This is a genomic window from Streptomyces sp. NBC_00425, from assembly GCF_036030735.1.
Lineage (GTDB): Bacteria > Actinomycetota > Actinomycetes > Streptomycetales > Streptomycetaceae > Streptomyces.
In genome coordinates this window covers 7,262,160-7,278,849 of sequence record NZ_CP107928.1, presented here as the reverse complement: position 1 = coordinate 7,278,849, position 16,690 = coordinate 7,262,160, and the positions used below count along the sequence as shown (strand labels likewise).

Below are 16,690 nucleotides of genomic sequence, written 5' to 3'. Positions count from 1 at the left end.
CGGCGGCTCCTCCGCAGTGACGCGTGCTCCTCCGCAGTGGCCTGTGCCTCTACGGAGTGACCTGATCCTCCGGAGCGGCGCGTGGTCGTCGCTGTGCGGTCGTCCCTACGTGTTCGCCTTGCCCGGTCCCGCCAGCGCCGCGACCCGCTGCACGCCGAACACGTACCCCTGCACCCCGCAGCCCGCGATGACGCCGTCGGCGCGCAGCGACACGTAGGAGTGGTGCCGGAACGACTCGCGCTGGTGGATGTTGGAGATGTGGACCTCCAACACCGGCAGGCCGTCGCAGGTGTTGAGCGCGTCGAGGATCGCCACGGACGTGTGCGAGTAGGCGCCCGGGTTGATCACGATGCCGCAGTGGTTCAGCCGCGCCTCGTGGATCCAGTCGACCAGCTCGCCCTCGTGGTTGGACTGGCGGAAGTCCACCGTGGCGCCGTGCCCGGCCGCCGCCTCGACGCACATCGCCTCGACGTCGGCCAGGGTGTCGGACCCGTAGATCTCCGGCTGACGCTGCCCCAGAAGATTCAGGTTGGGGCCGTTGAGGATCATGATCGGGGCGTGGGACAGGCTGCGGGGCACGGTTCCTCCGGTCCGTCGGGGCGGCCGTCCGGGGCCACCGCTCGACCCCGGTCTATCACGGTGAAAGTGCAGGGCGGAAAGCCCTACGCTCCGGGCATGACCACCCCCGCGTATCCGCCCAAGCCCTCCCCCGGAGACCGCATAGCCGTCCTGTCGCCCTCGGCAGGCCTGCCCGCGTTGTACCCCCGCCCCTACGAGCTGGGCCTCGCCCGGCTGCGCGAGGACTTCGGCCTGGAACCGGTCGAGTACCCGACCACGCGCACGATGGGGGCGACGCCGCAGGCGCGCGCCGACGACATCCACGCCGCGTTCGCCGACCCGGACATCACCGCGGTGATCGCGACGATCGGCGGGGACGACCAGATCACCGTGCTGCCCCACCTGGACCGGGAGTTGATCCGGGCCCACCCCAAGCCGTTCTTCGGGATGAGCGACAACACCAACCTGCTGGCGTTCCTGTACCGATCCGGTGTCGTCGGCTACCACGGCACGAGCGTGATGGTCGAGTTCGGGCGGCCCGGAGCCATGCACCCGCAGACGGCCGAGTCCCTGCGGGCCGCGCTGTTCACCTCGGGCCCCTACGAGCTGCGGCCCGCCGAGCGGTGGGGCGACGTCAACGGCGACTGGGCCGATCCGGCGACCTTCGCGGCCGAGCCGGAGACCCCGAAGAAGGGCGGCTGGACCTGGCGGGGCCCCGACCGCGTGGTGGAGGGCCGCAGTTGGGGCGGCTGCCTGGAGATCCTGTCCTGGCTGCTGATGGCCGACCGCGAGGTCTCCCCCGACCCGTCGGCGTACGACGGCGGCGTGCTGATCCTCGAGACCTCGGAGGAGCTGCCGAGCGCCACGGAGGTCTTCCGGGTCCTGCGCAGCATGGGCGAGCGCGGCCTGCTGCGGCGCTTCCCCGCACTGCTCATGGCCCGCGCCAGGACCTGGTCCTTCGAGCAACCCAACTCCCCCGAGGCGGGAGCCCGGTACGCCGCCGAACAGCGCGAGGCGGTGGAACGCGCGCTGGCCGCCTACGCCCCCGACACGCTGGCCGTCTTCGACGTCGACTTCGGCCACACCGACCCCCAGCTGGTCCTCCCCTACGGCGGCACGGTCCGCGTGGACGGCCCGGCCCGGCGCATCACGGTCACCTACTGAGCCGACGGGGCACCGGGCCGTGATCCCGTGCGCCCCGTAACCGGTGGTCGCCGGGGCGGGTTGACGCGGCATGCACGACGCACCCACCGCGGGGACGCCCTCCATGCTCCGGCTCGCGGCCGCCTCGCTCGCCGGGACCGCCATCGAGTTCTACGACTTCTTCGTCTACGGGACGGCGGCCGCACTTGTCCTCGGGCCCCTGTTCTTCCCCACGTTCTCGCCGCTCGCGGGGACGCTGGCCGCGTTCGCGACGTTCGGCGTGGGCTTCGTGGCCCGGCCGCTCGGGGCGGTGGTCTTCGGCCACGTCGGGGACCGCCGCGGACGACGCCCCGTCCTCGTCGTCTCCCTGCTGCTGACCGGCGCCTCGACCGTCGCGGTCGGCTGTGTGCCGACGTACGACGCGATCGGCGTGGCCGCTCCCCTGCTGCTGCTCGTGCTGCGCTTCCTGCAGGGGCTGGGGCTCGGCGGCGAGTGGGGCGGGGCGGTGCTGCTGACGGCGGAGCACGCGCCGGCCGGGCGGCGGGCCCTGTGGTCGAGCTTCCCCCAGGTCGGGCCGGCGGTGGGCTTCCTGCTCGCCAACGGGACGGTGCTGGCGCTCTCGGCGGCGCTGACCGACGCGCAGTTCGCGCAGTGGGGATGGCGGGTGCCTTTCTGGGCGGCGGGCGCGCTCGCCCTGCTCGGGCTGTGGCTCAGGTCGTCGCTGCCCGAGAGCCCCCGCTTCCTGGAGATCGACGACCACGCGCGCGTGCCACTGGCCGAGCTGCTGCGCGACCACTGGCGTCTGGTCCTGCTGACCGGCGGCGCGCTCGCCGTCGGGTACGCGGTCTTCTACGCCGTGACGACCTGGTCGCTGGCGTACGCGACGGAACGGCTCGGCGTGAGCCGGACCGTCATGCTGATCTGCGTCATGGCCGCCGTGGTGGTCAAGGGGGCGCTGACGCCCGTGATGGCGCTGCTCGGCGACCGCCACGGGCGGCGGCCGCTGTGTCTCGCCGGCTGCGCGGCGGCGGCGCTGTGGATGTTCCCGATGGTGGCGCTGCTCTCGACCGGCGAGCCGCTGCCGATGTTCCTCGGCTTCCTCGGCGCGCTGATCGCGTTCGTCACGATGTTCGCGGTGGTGGCGGCCTATCTGCCGGAGCTGTACGCGCCGCGCGTGCGCTGCACGGGTGCGTCGGTCGGCTACAACCTCGGCGGGGTCCTCGGAGGGGCGCTCACGCCTGTCGTGGCGACGGCTCTCGCGGAGCATTCGGGACGCGTCCCGTGGGGTGTCGGGGCGTATCTGACGGGGATCGCGCTGCTCAGCCTGGGCTGCTTCGCGCTGCTGCCGGAGACCCGTCCGGTGGCGGTGAAGGCGGCACAACCCGTCACGGACTGACCCTGGGCGAAGAGGGTGCCGAGCGCTTCGATGAGCGGCCGGAGGACGCCCCCGACGTCGTACGTGATCCGCGGTCGCGGGAGCGGACCGCGGCGCTACGGATTGATCGCCAGTTCCAGGTATGCGGCGAACAGCACCAGATGGACGCCGCCCTGCAGCGGGGTGGCCCGTCCCGGGACCACCGTCAGCGAGCTGACCACGATGGTGAGCGCCAGCAGCACCATGTGGGTGGAGCCGAGCCCCAGGACGAGGGGTCCCGAGAGCCAGATCGAGGCCAGGGCGACCGCGGGGATGGTCAGGCCGATGCTGGCCATGGCGGAGCCGAGCGCGAGGTTGAGGCTGGTCTGTACCCGGTCGCGGCGCGCGGAGCGCAGTGCGGCGATGGTCTCGGGGAGCAGTACGAGCAGTGCGATGACCACGCCGACGACCGCCTGGTGGAGTCCGGCCGCCTCCACCCCGGACTCGATCGTGGGCGACACCCCCTTGGCCAGGCCCACCACGCCGATCAGGGCGAGACCGAGCAACCCGAGGCTGATCAGCGCCGTCCTGGAGGTGGGGACGCCGGCGTGGTCGTCCGCGGTGATCACGTCTCCCTGGCGGGTGACCGGCAGGAAGTAGTCGCGGTGCCGTACGGTCTGCGTCGCCACGAAGAGGCCGTAGAGGATCAGCGAGGAGACGGCGGCGAAGGTGAGCTGGACGCCGGAGAACTCCGGACCCGGCTTGCTCGTGGTGAAGGTCGGCAGGACGAGGCTCAGCGTGGCCAGGGTGGCGACGGTCGCCAGGGCGGCTCCCGTGCCCTCCGGGTTGAAGACCGCTGTGCCGTGGCGCAGGGAGGCGACCAGGAGACAGAGGCCCACGATGCCGTTGCAGGTGATCATCACGGCCGCGAAGACCGTGTCTCTGGCCAGCGTCGAGCTTTTGTCTCCGCCGTCGACCATCAGGGTGACGATGAGCGCCACCTCGATGATCGTCACCGCGACGGCGAGGACGAGCGAGCCGAAGGGCTCACCCACCCGGTGCGCGACGACCTCCGCATGGTGCACGGCGGCCAGGACCGCTCCGGCGAGGACCAGGGTCACCAGCGCGACCAGCGGGCCCGGCAGGTCGCGCCCCCAGGTCAGGACCAGCAGAACGACCGCCAGCGCCGGCACCAGGGCCGTCCACCGGGTCGTGACCGATCTGAGCCGAGCGATCATGCGGTGATCGTCGCAGAGCCGTGCGGGCCGCGCACTCCGGCCCGCACGGCCCGTAGGGCCCCTGAGGCCCCGTACGGCAAGGCCCCCTGCGGCGGCGTCCTCAGAACTCGGCGGCGTCCACGACGTCGCAGTCGGTGAAGGTCGGCGGCCGGGTGCACAGCGCGGCCATCCGCTGCGCGAACTTGCCCGTCTCCTCGGACTCGCTGTTGCGCATGGCTGCCTCGTAGGAGTCGAACTCGACCACCACGAGGTAATGGTCCGGCCGGTTCCTGTCCCTGAGGACGAGGCGGCGCTTCGGGGCGTCCTCCCGGCCCGCGAAGCCCTGTTCCCCTTCCTCGGCGAGAGCGCGCATCTCGTCGATGCGGTCGGTCTCGAAGTCGACGATCTGCACGAACTTCTGCGACGTGCTCATGGTGCCTCCACCCCCCGGCTGCGGCGTCCCGAGTGGAAACGCCCGGCTACCAAGGAAGCACCGGGAGCGGTGCTCGGCAATTCGCCGCGCACCGCTCCCGGGGGTGGTTGTTCCTACGTCGTGCGTGGTCAGGCTCCGATGCTGTCCTTCGGAGCGCCTTCACTCGCCGTCTGCGCCTCCTCGTCCGCCGCCTGCTTCCGGGAGGCCCGCAGGCTGGTGATCGTGGTGACGATCAGGACCGAACAGATGACGCCGAGCGAGACCGGAATGCTGATCTCGGGCACGTGCACCCCGGACTCGTGCAGCGCGTGCAGCACCAGCTTCACGCCGATGAAGCCGAGGATGATCGACAGGCCGTAGCTGAGGTGGACCAGCTTCCTCAGCAGACCGCCGATGAGGAAGTACAGCTGCCGCAGACCCATCAGCGCGAAGGCGTTCGCGGTGAAGACGATGTACGGGTCCTGCGTCAGCCCGAAGATGGCGGGGATGGAGTCGAGGGCGAAGAGCACGTCGGTCGTGCCGATCGCGAGCATCACGACCAGCATCGGGGTCATGACCCGCTTGCCGTTCTGCTCGATCCACAGCTTGGTGCCGTGGTAGCGGTCGGCGACGCCGAACCTGCGCTCGGCGGCCTTGAGCAGCTTGTTCTCCTCGAACTCCTCGTCCTCGTCGTCGGCCCGTGCCTCCTGGATGAGCTTCCAGGCCGTCCAGATCAGGAAGGCGCCGAAGAGGTAGAAGACCCAGGCGAAGCTGGCGAGGATCGCCGCGCCCGCCGCGATGAAGATCGCCCTCAGGACCAGGGCTATCAGGACGCCGACGAGCAGGACCCGCTGCTGGTACTGCGACGGGACCGCGAACTTGCCCATGATCAGGACGAACACGAAGAGGTTGTCGACGCTGAGCGACTTCTCGGTGATGAAGCCCGCGAAGAACTCTCCGGCGGGCTGCCCCCCGGAGAAGAGGAACAGGCCGAGGCCGAACAGGCCGGCCAGGGCGATCCAGACGACCGTCCAGATCCCGGCTTCCTTGATCGAGACGTCGTGCGGTTTGCGGCCGATGAAGAAGTCGACCGCGATCAGGGCGGCCAGGCCGACGATGGTCAGAACCCACAGGTTCACGGAAACATCCACTGCGCCTCCGGCAGTACGTAACGGCAGGTGAACAGCGCCGTCGCGCTGCCGGAGGTCTCTTCCACCCGTGACGGGCCGGTGCCCCGGGATCAGGCCTGATCCGTATTGACGGGTACACCGCAGCAGGGAGTACTCCCCTCCGTGAGAAGAAGAGTACCCCAATCACCAAGAGAAGGTAAAGCGGATGGCAAAAGAAAGGCCAAGTCCGCTGGTCAGGGAACTTTACGAATAGTTGGTGCGGGCCGCCGCCACCTGTGCCAGCACCTGCTCCAGCACCTGGCTGCCGGGCGGGACCAAGGCCGGTTCGTACGTCCACGCATGGCCCACCCAGGGGTCGGCGAGGTGCTCGTCCGCCACCGGGGTCAGCCGCAGCAGCCCGCGCCACAGCGGGTCCAGCAACGGACCGTAACCGGCCGCGTCCTCCCGGTCGGCGACCATCATCAGGTGCACGCCGACGGACGGCCCCTCGTCCGCGAGATAGCGCAACTGGGTCACGGCACGGTCGTCGAAGCCGTGCGGGAAGTCGTTGACCACCAGCAACTGCTGGGCGGTGTCGAACCCCGGCGGCAAGGAGTCGGCCACTCCGCCGCGCACGGCCATCTGCACCAGGTCGACGCGCTCGGTGAGCTGCCCCAGGACCGCCGCAACGCCCGCCGCACCGGCCGCGGGCGGGGCCGCGAGGACCCCGGACCGCACCAGCGGCGACAGCTCCCTGGCTGCCGAACCGGCCGGGTCGAGGACGTGCACGGTGAACTCGCCGACCGGATGCACCGCGAGCAGCCGGGCCGTGTGCGCCACGGCCGACTCCATGGCCAGGCGACGCATGTCGTGCGAGTCGGCGAACAGCCCGTCGGACGAGCCGGTGCGGCCGCTGTCGATCCACAACCCGCGTTCGAGCGGCAGCCGGACCAGCATCGGGATGCGCAGCGGTTCGCTCTCGGGCACGTGGAGGTCGCCCAGACGCAGCGCCATGGGCATCTCCATCGGGACGCGGTAGGCGTGCCAGACGGGGTTGTCCCAGCGCGCGTACGCGGCGGGCAGCGCCGGTTCGACGACGTCGGCCTCGGCGCCGAGCTGGCCGAGGTCGCGGTCCAGGGCCTCCCGGGCCTGATCGACGAGGCTGCTGTGCTTGGCCTGCGCCGCCTCGCGGGCGGCGTCGCCCTGGCCGCCGATCCTGCTGCGCGGGTCGGACAGGACCTGGTCGAGCTCCTTCTCCATCCGCGTGTCCGCGAAGTCGACCGCGCTGCGGTATGCGGCGGTGCTGCGGGCCAGGTCCTCGAACATGCCCCAGACCTGGTTGTAGAGCCGCTCCTCCATGGACCAGCCGGTCGCGTCGCCGGCCACCGGCCGGGCGGGTTCCCCGGGCTGCGCCGGGGGCGCGGCGGGCGGCGGCGGAGGCGGGGCCGTGTTCTGCCGACGCGGATGGCTGTAGTCGATCGGACCGCCGGCGGCCGCGGACGCCGACTGCGCGGGCTCGGGTTCGGACGGCGTGGCGCCGCCCGCCGCATCGGCGGCCCCGTGGGGGTTCGGCGTCGCTCCGTACGGGCCGCCGGTGCTCTGGCTCCCCGAGATGCCCTGGGCGCCGTGCGTTCCCTGGGCGCCGGGGGTGTTCTGGGCGCCGTACGGCGAGCCGCTCTGCTCCGGGCCGAGCGCGGACGCCGCCGTCTGCCGGGAGCGGTCGCCGTCGGGCGTGCGCGGCGGCGGGGCCGGCACCGAGCGGGCCAGGCCGCGCACCACGGCCTCGTTGATCTCGGCCGCGAGCCGGTGCGCCTGCGGCAGGCCCTGGTCGGTGAGGAGTTCGGCCATGCCGCCCGCATAGCCCTGGCCGACGGCGCGCACCTTCCAGGCGCCCTGCCGCCGGTACAGCTCCAGCGCGACGACGGCCGACTCCGCGTCCAGTCCGGTGAGGGTGAAAGTGGCGATCTCTGCCCCGTCGAGGCCGGTGACCGCGACGAAGGGGGCCGCGACCGCGCCGAAGCCGGTCGGTCCGCCGACTCCTGTGGGCAGCGCCAGCACGACGCCGACCCGGTGCACGACGGCCGGCATGGCGTCCAGGTCCACCGCGAGGCGGTGATCCGCGGCGGCCTGGCGGGAGACCTCCAGGCCGGGCAGCGTGGGCACGCCCGGATGGGCCACCCACTCGACGCCGTGGATTCTGCCGCTCTCGTCGCCGAGAACGGCCGTCGCCACGACGGGCTTGCCGGCCGAGATCCGGATCTCGAGCCGGACCTGGGAGAGCGGGTGGTTCTGCCCCCGCACCAGCTCGGCCGTCATCGCCTGTCGTCCCCCTGCGTCACGTGTGGTGTTGTGGTGGTGCCGCTCGCCGGCCGACGGCCTTACAGCGCCGGAAGGATCGCGGGCATCAGGTCCTGGAAGGTACGGCCGTTGGCCGGAGTGCCGAGGGCCGTCATGTTCCAGCCCCCGCCGACCCGGTGCACCTTCGCCATGATCTGCGCCGTGTACGCTCCGCCGCCCGCGAGCGTGTAGCGCGCCAGTTCCTGGCCGTTGGTCTCGTCCACCAGGCGGCAGAAGGCGTTCTGCACCTCCTGGAACGTCTGGCCCGTGAAGGAGTTCACGGTGAAGACGATCTGGTCGATGTGGACCGGCACACGCGCGAGGTCGACGAGGATCGCCTCGTCGTCGCCGCCCTGGCCGACCCCGCCGACCAGGTTGTCACCGGTGTGACGGACGGAGCCGTCGTCGCTCACCAGGTGACGGAAGAAGACGACGTCGACCGGCTGCTTGTCCGCGAACAGGACGGCGGAGGCGTCGAGGTCGATCTCCCGGGTCCGGGAGCCGAACAGGCCGCGCCGCGGGGCCGCCTGCCAGCCGAGACCCATGCGCACCGCGGTCAGGCTGCCCCCGTCGTTCTTCTGCAGACTGATGGCCTGACCCTTGGTCATGTTGACGGTCACGCGCTGATTCCCCTCTCGAGCTGTCCCCTGTTGCCGCGGCGCCCGCGGTTGACGGAAACCCTACGCAAAGGCACTGACAGTGCCGCACCCAGGCCCGCACTTTGTGTCGGTCTTGCAACACAGCATGCGCGGGGCCGGGGCACAGGAGTCGCACGGGTCCGTCAGGCCAGACCCGCCTCTTTCATCTGGCGCAATTCCTTCTTCATCTCGGAGACTTCGTCGCGGATCCGGGCGGCCACCTCGAACTGCAGGTCCGCTGCGGCGGCCCGCATGCGCTCGGTCATCTCCTCGATCTGCTCGGCGAGTTCGGCCGCCGGGCGGTCGGTCGGCACCGTAGCCGCCGCCTTGCCCCTGGCCTGCCCGGACTTCGCGCCCTTGACCGCCTTGTCGCCGAGGGAGGGCACCGGGGCCTTGGTGGCGCGGCCGTCCTTCTTCGCCCGGTAGCCGGACCCGAGCAGCTGCTCCGTGTCGACCTCCTCGCGGGCGATCTGCGCGACGATGTCGTTGATCTTCTTGCGGAGCGGTTGCGGGTCGATGCCGTGGGCCGTGTTGTAGGCGACCTGCCGCTCCCGGCGGCGGTTGGTCTCGTCGATGGCCCGTTCCATGCCCGGGGTGATCTTGTCGGCGTACATGTGGACCTGACCGGAGACGTTGCGCGCCGCGCGGCCGATGGTCTGGATCAGTGAGGTTCCGGAGCGCAGGAAGCCCTCCTTGTCGGCGTCGAGGATCGCCACCAGAGACACCTCGGGCAGGTCCAGGCCCTCCCTCAGGAGGTTGATGCCGACCAGGACGTCGAACTCGCCGGCGCGCAGTTCGCGCAGCAGCTCGATACGCCGCAACGTGTCGACGTCGCTGTGCAGATAGCGCACCTGGATGCCGAGTTCCAGGAAGTAGGCCGTGAGGTCCTCGGCCATCTTCTTGGTGAGCGTGGTGACCAGGACGCGCTCGTCCTTCTCGACGCGTTCGCGGATCTCGTGCACCAGGTCGTCGATCTGGCCCTCGGTGGGCTTGACGACGACCTCGGGGTCGATGAGGCCGGTGGGGCGGATGATCTGCTCCACGACGCCGTCGCCGCGCGAGAGCTCGTACTTGCCGGGCGTCGCCGACAGATACACGGTCTGCCCGATGCGTTCCTGGAACTCCTCCCACTTCAGCGGGCGGTTGTCGAGGGCCGACGGCAGCCGGAAGCCGTGGTCGACGAGGGTGCGCTTACGGGAGGCGTCTCCCTCGTACATGGCGCCGATCTGCGGCACGGTGACATGGGACTCGTCGATGACGAGCAGGAAGTCGTCCGGGAAGTAGTCGAGCAGTGTGTTCGGCGGGGAGCCGGGCGAGCGGCCGTCGAAGTGCATCGAGTAGTTCTCCACGCCGGAGCAGGAGCCGATCTGGCGGAGCATCTCGAGGTCGTACGTGGTGCGCATGCGCAGGCGTTGCGCCTCGAGCAGCTTGCCCTGCTTCTCCAGCTCGGCCAGGCGCTCGCCGAGCTCCTTCTCGATGTCGTTCGCGGCCCGCTCGAGACGCTCGGGGCCCGCCACATAGTGCGTGGCGGGGAAGATGTACAGCTGCTGGTCCTCGCTGATGATCTCGCCGGTGAGCGGGTGCAGCGTGGACAGGGCCTCGATCTCGTCGCCGAACATCTCGATGCGGACGGCGAGCTCCTCGTAGACCGGGAAGATCTCGATGGTGTCGCCGCGCACCCGGAAGGTGCCGCGGGTGAACGCCAGGTCGTTGCGCGTGTACTGGATGTCGACGAAGCGGCGCAGCAGCTGGTCCCGGTCGAGCTCGTCGCCGACCCTGAGGGGGACCATCCGGTCCACGTACTCCTGCGGGGTGCCGAGGCCGTAGATGCAGGAGACCGAGGCGACCACGACGACGTCACGGCGGGTGAGCAGCGAGTTGGTCGCGGAGTGGCGCAGGCGCTCGACCTCCTCGTTGATCGAGGAGTCCTTCTCGATGTAGGTGTCCGACTGCGGTACGTACGCCTCGGGCTGGTAGTAGTCGTAGTACGAGACGAAGTACTCGACCGCGTTGTTCGGCAGCAGCTCACGGAACTCGTTCGCCAGCTGGGCGGCCAGGGTCTTGTTCGGCGCCATCACCAGGGTGGGGCGCTGAAGCTTCTCGATCATCCACGCGGTGGTGGCGGACTTTCCGGTGCCGGTCGCGCCGAGCAGGACGACGTCCTTCTCGCCCGCCTCGACGCGCTTGGCGAGTTCGGCGATGGCCGTCGGCTGGTCGCCGCTGGGCTGGTAGGGACTGACGACCTCGAAGGGCGCCACCGTGCGTTCGATGTGGGAAACGGGCCGCATGCCATCCACCGTACGACCCCCCACTGACAACGGGGTCCGATCAGGGGTTTCGGGGCGTTCGCGGACGCCGGCTCAGCGGTTCTGCGGGGTGCGGGACTCCCGCCCGGTCACGTTGCGGCGGCCACGGAGGCGGGCGCTGCGCGCCGGGTCCCCGACGGCCGGGCGCGCGGGGACGCCGGGTTTGTGCGGGGCGGGGGTCCGGCCGGGCTTGCCCGTCACCATCAGCGGGTCGAACATCACGACGGCGCCGGCGAGGCAGAGGAACGCGAGGGGGCCGATCAGCATCGGTGCGAGCAGGGTCGCCGGCGAGTCGCCGGGGGTCTGCGCCCCGCCCGTGTGCAGGTGGACGCTGAGGGCGGCCATGCCGGTGTAGTGCATGCCGGTGACGGCGAGCCCCATGACCAGAGCGGCGCCCACGCTCCACAGGAAGCCCCTGACCTGCCCCGCGGCCCACAGGGCGGCGGTGGCGGCGGCCATGGCGATGGCGACGGAGGCGTAGACGGTGAGCGTGTTGTACTCGAACGTGCCGTTCAGACGCATCCCGGCCATGCCCAGGTAGTGCATGGACGCGATGCCGAGACCGGTGAGGGTCCCCCCGGTGAACAGCGCGGTTCCGGTCGCGCCCCGGTAGCCGACGATGAAGATCCCGACGCCCACCATGACGACGGCGACGCCCAGGCTGCCGTAGGTCATGGGTTTGTCGTAGTGGATCGGAGCGCCGCGGACGCTGAAGCCGATCATCGCGACGAAGTGCATGGTCCAGATGCCGGAGCCGATCGCCGCGGAGCCGAGGGCGAGCCAGCCCGGCCGCCAGGAGTGGGCGACGAGCAGGGCTCTGGTGGTGCAGCGCAGACCCAGCGCACCGCCGAGGCAGGCCATGACGTAGGCCACCACCGGGGTGACGAGTCCGTAGCTGAAACCGTCGACCGTGCCGTGCATGCGCGGTTGCCCTTCGCCCTGTTGCGGATTGTGCCCGATGTCTCTGGAACGCGGCCTTCCGGGCCGCTGCGCGCGGTCAAGGCTGAAGGAAAGTATGACTCCCACCGGAATGGTCGAACGATTTTCCGGCAAAGAAACACGTCCTTGCCCCACATGTGCGGCACCAGTGAGCGGCGTCGGGCGTCTCCTCCCCTTGTGTGGTCGTCCCCCGCCTCCTCCGCCGTGAACTCTTCGCTGTCACAGTTGAGCTGTATGTGATCGCTCGACGCGAGGAGTACGCATGCGCACACGCGTAGTTGCCGTCACGACCACCGCGATCCTGGGCGCCGTGCCGCTCCTGCTCCCCGTACACAGCGCCCGCGCGGGCATCGCGCTGCGGCCTGCGGTGATCGCCCACCGGGGCGCCTCCGCCCTGGCCCCGGAGAACACCCTGGACGCCGTCGACCGTGCGGCGTCGCTGGGCGCCCTCTGGGTGGAGAACGACGTCCAGCGCACCCGTGACGGCGAACTCGTCGTCGTCCACGACGACAGCCTCCGCCGGACGACCGACGTCGAAGAGGTCTTCCCGGGCCGCGCTCCCTGGAAGGTGAAGGACTTCACCGCCGCCGAGATCGCGCGGCTCGACGCGGGAAGCTGGTTCGGCCCCGCCTACGCGGGCGTGCGCGTGCCGACGCTGACGCAGTACGTCGACCGGGTCGACCGCAACCACCAGAAACTGCTTCTGGAGATCAAGAACCCCGAGCTGTACCCGGGCATCGAGCAGGACGTCCTCGAACTCCTGGGCGACGAGGGGTGGCTGGACGTGCGCCACCTCGCCAACCGGTTGATCGTGCAGAGTTTCAGCGCCGACTGCCTGCGGACGGTCCACCGGCTGATGCCCGAGGTGCGGATCGGCCTGCTCGGCATGCCGGCGCTGTCGGACCTGCCCCGGTTCTCGGTGTTCGCCGACCAGATCAACCCGTCCTACACCGCCCTCTCCCCGGCGTACGTCGCCGCCGTGCACGAGCTCACCGGGCCGCACGGGCGGCCGGTGAAGGTCTTCGCCTGGACCGTCGACGCCGCGGCGACGGCCCGGGCCGTCGCCGGGTACGGCGTCGACGGCGTCATCACCGACAGGCCCGACGTGGTGCGGCGGGCGCTGTACTGGTACTGACGTGCGGGCCGTACGGCCCTCACGGGGCGTTGTCGGTGGCTGCCCGTACCGTGGGCACATGGACAGCCATGCGGAGTACGGGCAGCGGGTCGTGTGGGCCGTCGTGGGCACCGACATCGGGCCGCTGATGCTGGCGGCGAGTCCCGAGGGGCTGCTCAACGTCGTCTTCCACGCCACCGACGCGGTGCGCGACAAGGCGCTCGCCAGGCTTGCGGAGCGGCTGGGCACGGAGCCCGTCGAGGCGCCCGGCTCCCCGTTGCTGGCCGAGGCGACACGCCAGTTCGCGGCCTATTTCTCCGGGGAGCGGCAGACCTTCGCGCTGCCCCTGGACTGGTCCCTGATCTCGGGCTTCAACCGCCAGGTGCTGCGCGAGCTGGCGTCCGGTGTTCCGTACGGGGCCGTCGTGGGCTACGGCGATCTGGCGCAGCGGGTGGGGCAGCCGGGGGCGGCGCAGGCGGTGGGAGCGGCGATGGGGTCCAACCCGCTGCCGGTCGTCGTGCCCTGCCACCGGGTGGTGGAGAGGGACGGCGGCATCGGCGGCTTCGGCGGCGGTCTGGAGACCAAGAGGAAGCTGCTCGCTCTGGAGGGCGTCCTGCCCGAGCCGCTGTTCTGAACCGTTCGCATCGGTGGTCCGAGCCGCTCCGCCGGGGTCTGGGCGGCGCGGGGCAGAGGGGGGAGACTGCGCCGGTGACCCGCATGTCCGTCCGTCCGCGTGGCCGGACCGCCGCGCACGGCCACGCGGTGGCGCAGGTCCCTGTCGTGGTGCGGGTCGTCCGTGCGGCGACGCAGACCTGTGCCGTGGAGAGGAGCCTGATGTGACCGCCGCCGAACGCGCCGCGGCACCGCCCGTGGACGCGGTGCACCTGCCCGCCCTGCGCCGTCGCACGACCGCCGTGCTGATCACCAGCCAGATCCTCGGCGGGCTCGGCGTCGCCACCGGCATCGCGCTGGCCGCCGTCCTGGCCCGGCAGGTCAGCGGCACCGAGGCCCTGTCCGGGCTCGCGCCCACGGCGACCGTCGCGGGTACCGCCGTGCTGTCGATGCCGATGGCCGCGTTGATGACCGCGCGCGGCCGCCGGCCCGGGCTGGTGCTGGCCTACCTCGTCGGCGCGCTGGGAGCGGGCGTCGTCGTGGTGGCGGCGCGCCTCGGGAGCTTTCCGATGCTGCTGTGCGGCATGGCCGCGTTCGGCGCGGCGTCCTCCGCGAATCTGCAGGCCCGGTTCGCCGCCGCCGACCTCGCCGAGCCGCAGCGCCGCGCCCGGGCCATCTCCCATGTCGTGTGGGCGACGACCGTCGGTGCGGTCCTGGGCCCGAACATCGCCGCACCCGCCGGCCGCAGCGTCACCGGGCTGGGGATACCCGCGGCGGCCGGACCCTTCCTGTGGGCGGCCGGCATCTTCGTCATAGCCGCGCTGGTGGTGGCGGTGCTGCTGCGCCCGGACCCGCTGCTGACGGCCCGCGCGCTCGCGCCGGAGGACGAGCGGTCCCCCGAGGCCCGTTCGCTGCGGGCGGGTCTGGCGGCCGTCGCGGCCTCGCCGTACGCGCGGCTGGCGCTGGTGACGGTGGCCGTGTCGCACACGGCGATGGTCTCCGTCATGTCGATGACCCCGGTGGACCTCGCCCACCACGGCGCGAGCATCGAGCTGATCGGGCTGGTCATCAGCGGGCACATCGCCGGCATGTACGCGTTCGCACCGTTGATGGGGCGGCTGGCCGACCGGGTGGGGCGCTTCTCGGTGACGGGCCTCGCGGCCGGGCTCCTTGTCCTGGCCCTGTTCCTGGCCGGCACGGCCGGCGACGACCACCGGCAGACCGCCGCCGGGCTGTTCGTCCTCGGCCTCGGCTGGTCGGCCGGGCTGGTCTCCGGTTCGGCGCTGCTGACCGACGCGGTGCCGCAGTCCGCGCGGGCCGCCGCGCAGGGGATCTCCGATCTCACCATGAACGCCTCGGCGGGTGTCGGCGGGGCGATCGCCGGGCTCGTGGTGGCGCGGGCGAGCTACGGGTGGCTCAACGTCGCCGCGGCGACCCTGCTGCTCCCGCTGACGGCTCTGGCTCTGTTCACCTGGAGCGGGGAGCGCGGCGGCGAGGGCGGGGCTCCTCAGTCGTAGTGCCGTGCCTCGACGACGTTGCCGTCCGGGTCGCGGAAGTAGAAGCTGCGCGTGGCGTCGCCTCGGGCGCCGAAGGAGCCGTGCGCGAGGTCCGACACCGGGACGGCGCGTTCCTCCAGGCGGGCGCGCAGGGCGTCGAAGTCCCCTCTCGGCAGGGCGAGGCAGACGTGGTTCACGGGGTGCCCCGCACTCTCGGCGGCGCCGGGAAGCATCGTCATGCGCTCCGCCGCCGACGACGGCATCAGGTCGAGCAGACAGTCCTCGTTGACGCGGACGGAGGGGAAGGGCTCCTCGCCGGCGACGAACTCGGCGAGCCTGACGGGCGTCAGCCCGACGGCCTGTTCGTAGAAGCCGGCCGCGGCCGCCGGGTCGCGCACCCACAGGACGACGTGGTCGAGACGTGCCGTGTGATCCGTCATGCCTTCCAGGCTGGTGTCCTGCCCCACAGGACGCAAGGGTTTGACCGGGCGCGCCGCCCGCCAGAGATGAGAGGAGACCGACGGACAGGAGGCGGGCGCGTGGTGCTGGTGGTGTCGGAAGAGGTGCGGAACGCGGTCGACGCGCGTCAACCCGTGGTGGCACTGGAGTCAACGATCATCTCGCACGGGCTGCCCCGCCCGCGCAATCTGCAGGTGGCGCTGGAGCTGGAGTCCGTCGTGCGCGCGGAGGGCGCCGTGCCGGCGACGATCGCCGTGCTGGACGGGCGGCCCCATGTGGGCCTGGACGAGAAGCAGCTGGAGCGGGTCGCCAACGAGGACGGGTTCCGCAAGCTGGGCCATCGCGACCTGCCGCTGGCGGTGGGCTCCGGTGCGAGCGGGGCGACCACGGTGTCGGCGACGGCCCTCCTGGCGGCGCTGGCGGGCGTCCGGGTGTTCGCGACGGGCGGCCTCGGCGGGGTGCACCGGGAGTGGACGGTCACCCAGGACGAGTCGGCCGACCTGGGGCTGCTGGCGAGCACACGGATCACGGTGGTCTGCGCGGGGGTCAAGTCGATCCTGGACGTGCCCGCGACCCTGCAACGGCTGGAGACGCTGGGCGTCGCCGTCGCCGGGTACGGCACCGACCGCTTCCCCGGGTTCTACCTGTCCGACTCGGGTCATCCGGTGGACTGGACGCTGCACGGTCCGAAGCAGGTGGCCGACGTCATGCGGGCCCAGGACGCGCTCGGGGCGCCCCGGTCGGCCCTGATCGTCGCCAACCCGGTCCCCGAGGAGGAGCAGCTGGATCCCGCGCTGCACGCGCGTATGCTCGCCGACGCGCTGCACGCGTGCGAGGAGGCCGGCGTCTCCGGGCAGGGCGTCACGCCGTTCCTGCTCGACTACCTGGTCCGGCACACCGACGGGGCGTCCCTGAGCGCCAACCTGGCGGCGGTCCGCGGCAACGTGCGCCTGGCGGCGCGGATCGCGACGGCGTGGTCCGAGGCGTGACGGCGCG

At 71.6% G+C, this 16,690-nt stretch carries 15 protein-coding genes; 6 read left to right on the top strand and 9 right to left on the bottom strand.

Annotation, left to right across the window (positions count from 1 at the left end; genetic code table 11):
* Nucleotides 1-105: 105 nt before the first annotated feature.
* Nucleotides 106-579, bottom strand: coding sequence for a type II 3-dehydroquinate dehydratase (gene aroQ / locus OHS82_RS31945; RefSeq protein WP_057580291.1), 474 nt, complete (start codon nt 577-579; stop codon nt 106-108).
* A 96-nt stretch (nt 580-675) separates the two neighbouring features.
* On the opposite strand from aroQ, the gene OHS82_RS31940 reads away from it, so the two are divergent.
* Together OHS82_RS31940 and OHS82_RS31935 are read left to right on the top strand one after the other, a co-directional pair.
* Nucleotides 676-1,722, top strand: coding sequence for a S66 family peptidase (locus OHS82_RS31940; RefSeq protein WP_328435045.1), 1,047 nt, complete (start codon nt 676-678; stop codon nt 1,720-1,722).
* Nucleotides 1,723-1,825: 103 nt separating this feature from the next.
* Nucleotides 1,826-3,097, top strand: coding sequence for an MFS transporter (locus OHS82_RS31935; protein WP_328436134.1), 1,272 nt, complete (start codon nt 1,826-1,828; stop codon nt 3,095-3,097).
* Nucleotides 3,098-3,192: 95 nt separating this feature from the next.
* Here OHS82_RS31935 and OHS82_RS31930 read toward each other — a convergent pair whose 3' ends face one another.
* The 7 genes from OHS82_RS31930 to OHS82_RS31900 all read right to left on the bottom strand — a co-directional run bounded on the left by OHS82_RS31930 (nt 3,193) and on the right by OHS82_RS31900 (nt 11,995).
* Nucleotides 3,193-4,293, bottom strand: coding sequence for a calcium:proton antiporter (locus OHS82_RS31930; RefSeq protein WP_328435044.1), 1,101 nt, complete (start codon nt 4,291-4,293; stop codon nt 3,193-3,195).
* A 100-nt stretch (nt 4,294-4,393) separates the two neighbouring features.
* Complete coding sequence (locus OHS82_RS31925; protein ID WP_057580287.1) at nt 4,394-4,705, bottom strand: antibiotic biosynthesis monooxygenase family protein; 312 nt, start codon at nt 4,703-4,705, stop codon at nt 4,394-4,396.
* Between the two features lie 128 nt (nt 4,706-4,833).
* A complete protein-coding gene (locus OHS82_RS31920) occupies nt 4,834-5,835 on the bottom strand; it encodes a TerC/Alx family metal homeostasis membrane protein (RefSeq protein WP_107105249.1) in 1,002 nt (333 codons plus the stop codon).
* Nucleotides 5,836-6,057: 222 nt separating this feature from the next.
* Nucleotides 6,058-8,109 (bottom strand): TerD family protein, encoded by a 2,052-nt coding sequence (locus OHS82_RS31915; RefSeq protein ID WP_328435043.1) that lies wholly within the window; start codon nt 8,107-8,109, stop codon nt 6,058-6,060.
* Nucleotides 8,110-8,171: 62 nt separating this feature from the next.
* Nucleotides 8,172-8,750: a TerD family protein gene (locus tag OHS82_RS31910; RefSeq protein ID WP_057580284.1), complete on the bottom strand. Its 579-nt coding sequence runs from the start codon at nt 8,748-8,750 to the stop codon at nt 8,172-8,174.
* A gap of 161 nt (nt 8,751-8,911) precedes the next feature.
* Nucleotides 8,912-11,056, bottom strand: a complete 2,145-nt coding sequence (gene uvrB / locus OHS82_RS31905) for an excinuclease ABC subunit UvrB (protein WP_057580283.1) — start codon at nt 11,054-11,056, stop codon at nt 8,912-8,914.
* 72 nt (nt 11,057-11,128) lie between these two features.
* Nucleotides 11,129-11,995 carry an MHYT domain-containing protein gene (locus tag OHS82_RS31900; RefSeq protein ID WP_057580282.1) on the bottom strand — a complete coding sequence of 289 codons (867 nt, stop codon included), beginning with the start codon at nt 11,993-11,995 and terminating at the stop codon, nt 11,129-11,131.
* Nucleotides 11,996-12,275: 280 nt separating this feature from the next.
* Here OHS82_RS31900 and OHS82_RS31895 point away from each other — a divergent pair, with 280 nt between their 5' ends.
* From OHS82_RS31895 to OHS82_RS31885, 3 genes are all read left to right on the top strand, one after another.
* The gene (locus OHS82_RS31895; RefSeq protein ID WP_328435042.1) at nt 12,276-13,148 is read left to right on the top strand and encodes a glycerophosphodiester phosphodiesterase; all 873 of its coding nucleotides are present in this window, start codon (nt 12,276-12,278) and stop codon (nt 13,146-13,148) included.
* A gap of 58 nt (nt 13,149-13,206) precedes the next feature.
* Nucleotides 13,207-13,761 carry a methylated-DNA--[protein]-cysteine S-methyltransferase gene (locus OHS82_RS31890; RefSeq protein WP_057580280.1) on the top strand — a complete coding sequence of 185 codons (555 nt, stop codon included), beginning with the start codon at nt 13,207-13,209 and terminating at the stop codon, nt 13,759-13,761.
* A 202-nt stretch (nt 13,762-13,963) separates the two neighbouring features.
* Nucleotides 13,964-15,256 (top strand): MFS transporter, encoded by a 1,293-nt coding sequence (locus tag OHS82_RS31885; protein ID WP_057580279.1) that lies wholly within the window; start codon nt 13,964-13,966, stop codon nt 15,254-15,256.
* Here OHS82_RS31885 and OHS82_RS31880 read toward each other — a convergent pair.
* Nucleotides 15,247-15,675 (bottom strand): VOC family protein, encoded by a 429-nt coding sequence (locus OHS82_RS31880; RefSeq protein WP_057580278.1) that lies wholly within the window; start codon nt 15,673-15,675, stop codon nt 15,247-15,249. The two genes, OHS82_RS31885 and OHS82_RS31880, sit on opposite strands and share 10 nt — an antisense overlap.
* A 99-nt stretch (nt 15,676-15,774) precedes the next feature.
* Here OHS82_RS31880 and OHS82_RS31875 point away from each other — a divergent pair, with 99 nt between their 5' ends.
* A complete protein-coding gene (locus OHS82_RS31875) occupies nt 15,775-16,683 on the top strand; it encodes a pseudouridine-5'-phosphate glycosidase (RefSeq protein ID WP_057580277.1) in 909 nt (302 codons plus the stop codon).
* The last annotated feature ends 7 nt before the right edge of the window (nt 16,684-16,690 follow it).

Bases quoted from the DNA above. Each gene is read 5' to 3' on its own strand.
- OHS82_RS31940 (WP_328435045.1), top strand. From the start codon at position 676: ATGACCACCCCCGCGTATCCGCCCAAGCCCTCCCCCGGAGACCGCATA.
- OHS82_RS31935 (WP_328436134.1), top strand. From the start codon at position 1,826: ATGCTCCGGCTCGCGGCCGCCTCGCTCGCCGGGACCGCCATCGAGTTC.
- OHS82_RS31930 (WP_328435044.1), bottom strand. From the start codon at position 4,293: ATGATCGCTCGGCTCAGATCGGTCACGACCCGGTGGACGGCCCTGGTG.
- OHS82_RS31925 (WP_057580287.1), bottom strand. From the start codon at position 4,705: ATGAGCACGTCGCAGAAGTTCGTGCAGATCGTCGACTTCGAGACCGAC.
- OHS82_RS31915 (WP_328435043.1), bottom strand. From the start codon at position 8,109: ATGACGGCCGAGCTGGTGCGGGGGCAGAACCACCCGCTCTCCCAGGTC.
- uvrB (WP_057580283.1), bottom strand. From the start codon at position 11,056: ATGCGGCCCGTTTCCCACATCGAACGCACGGTGGCGCCCTTCGAGGTC.
- OHS82_RS31900 (WP_057580282.1), bottom strand. From the start codon at position 11,995: ATGCACGGCACGGTCGACGGTTTCAGCTACGGACTCGTCACCCCGGTG.
- OHS82_RS31895 (WP_328435042.1), top strand. From the start codon at position 12,276: ATGCGCACACGCGTAGTTGCCGTCACGACCACCGCGATCCTGGGCGCC.
- OHS82_RS31890 (WP_057580280.1), top strand. From the start codon at position 13,207: ATGGACAGCCATGCGGAGTACGGGCAGCGGGTCGTGTGGGCCGTCGTG.
- OHS82_RS31880 (WP_057580278.1), bottom strand. From the start codon at position 15,675: ATGACGGATCACACGGCACGTCTCGACCACGTCGTCCTGTGGGTGCGC.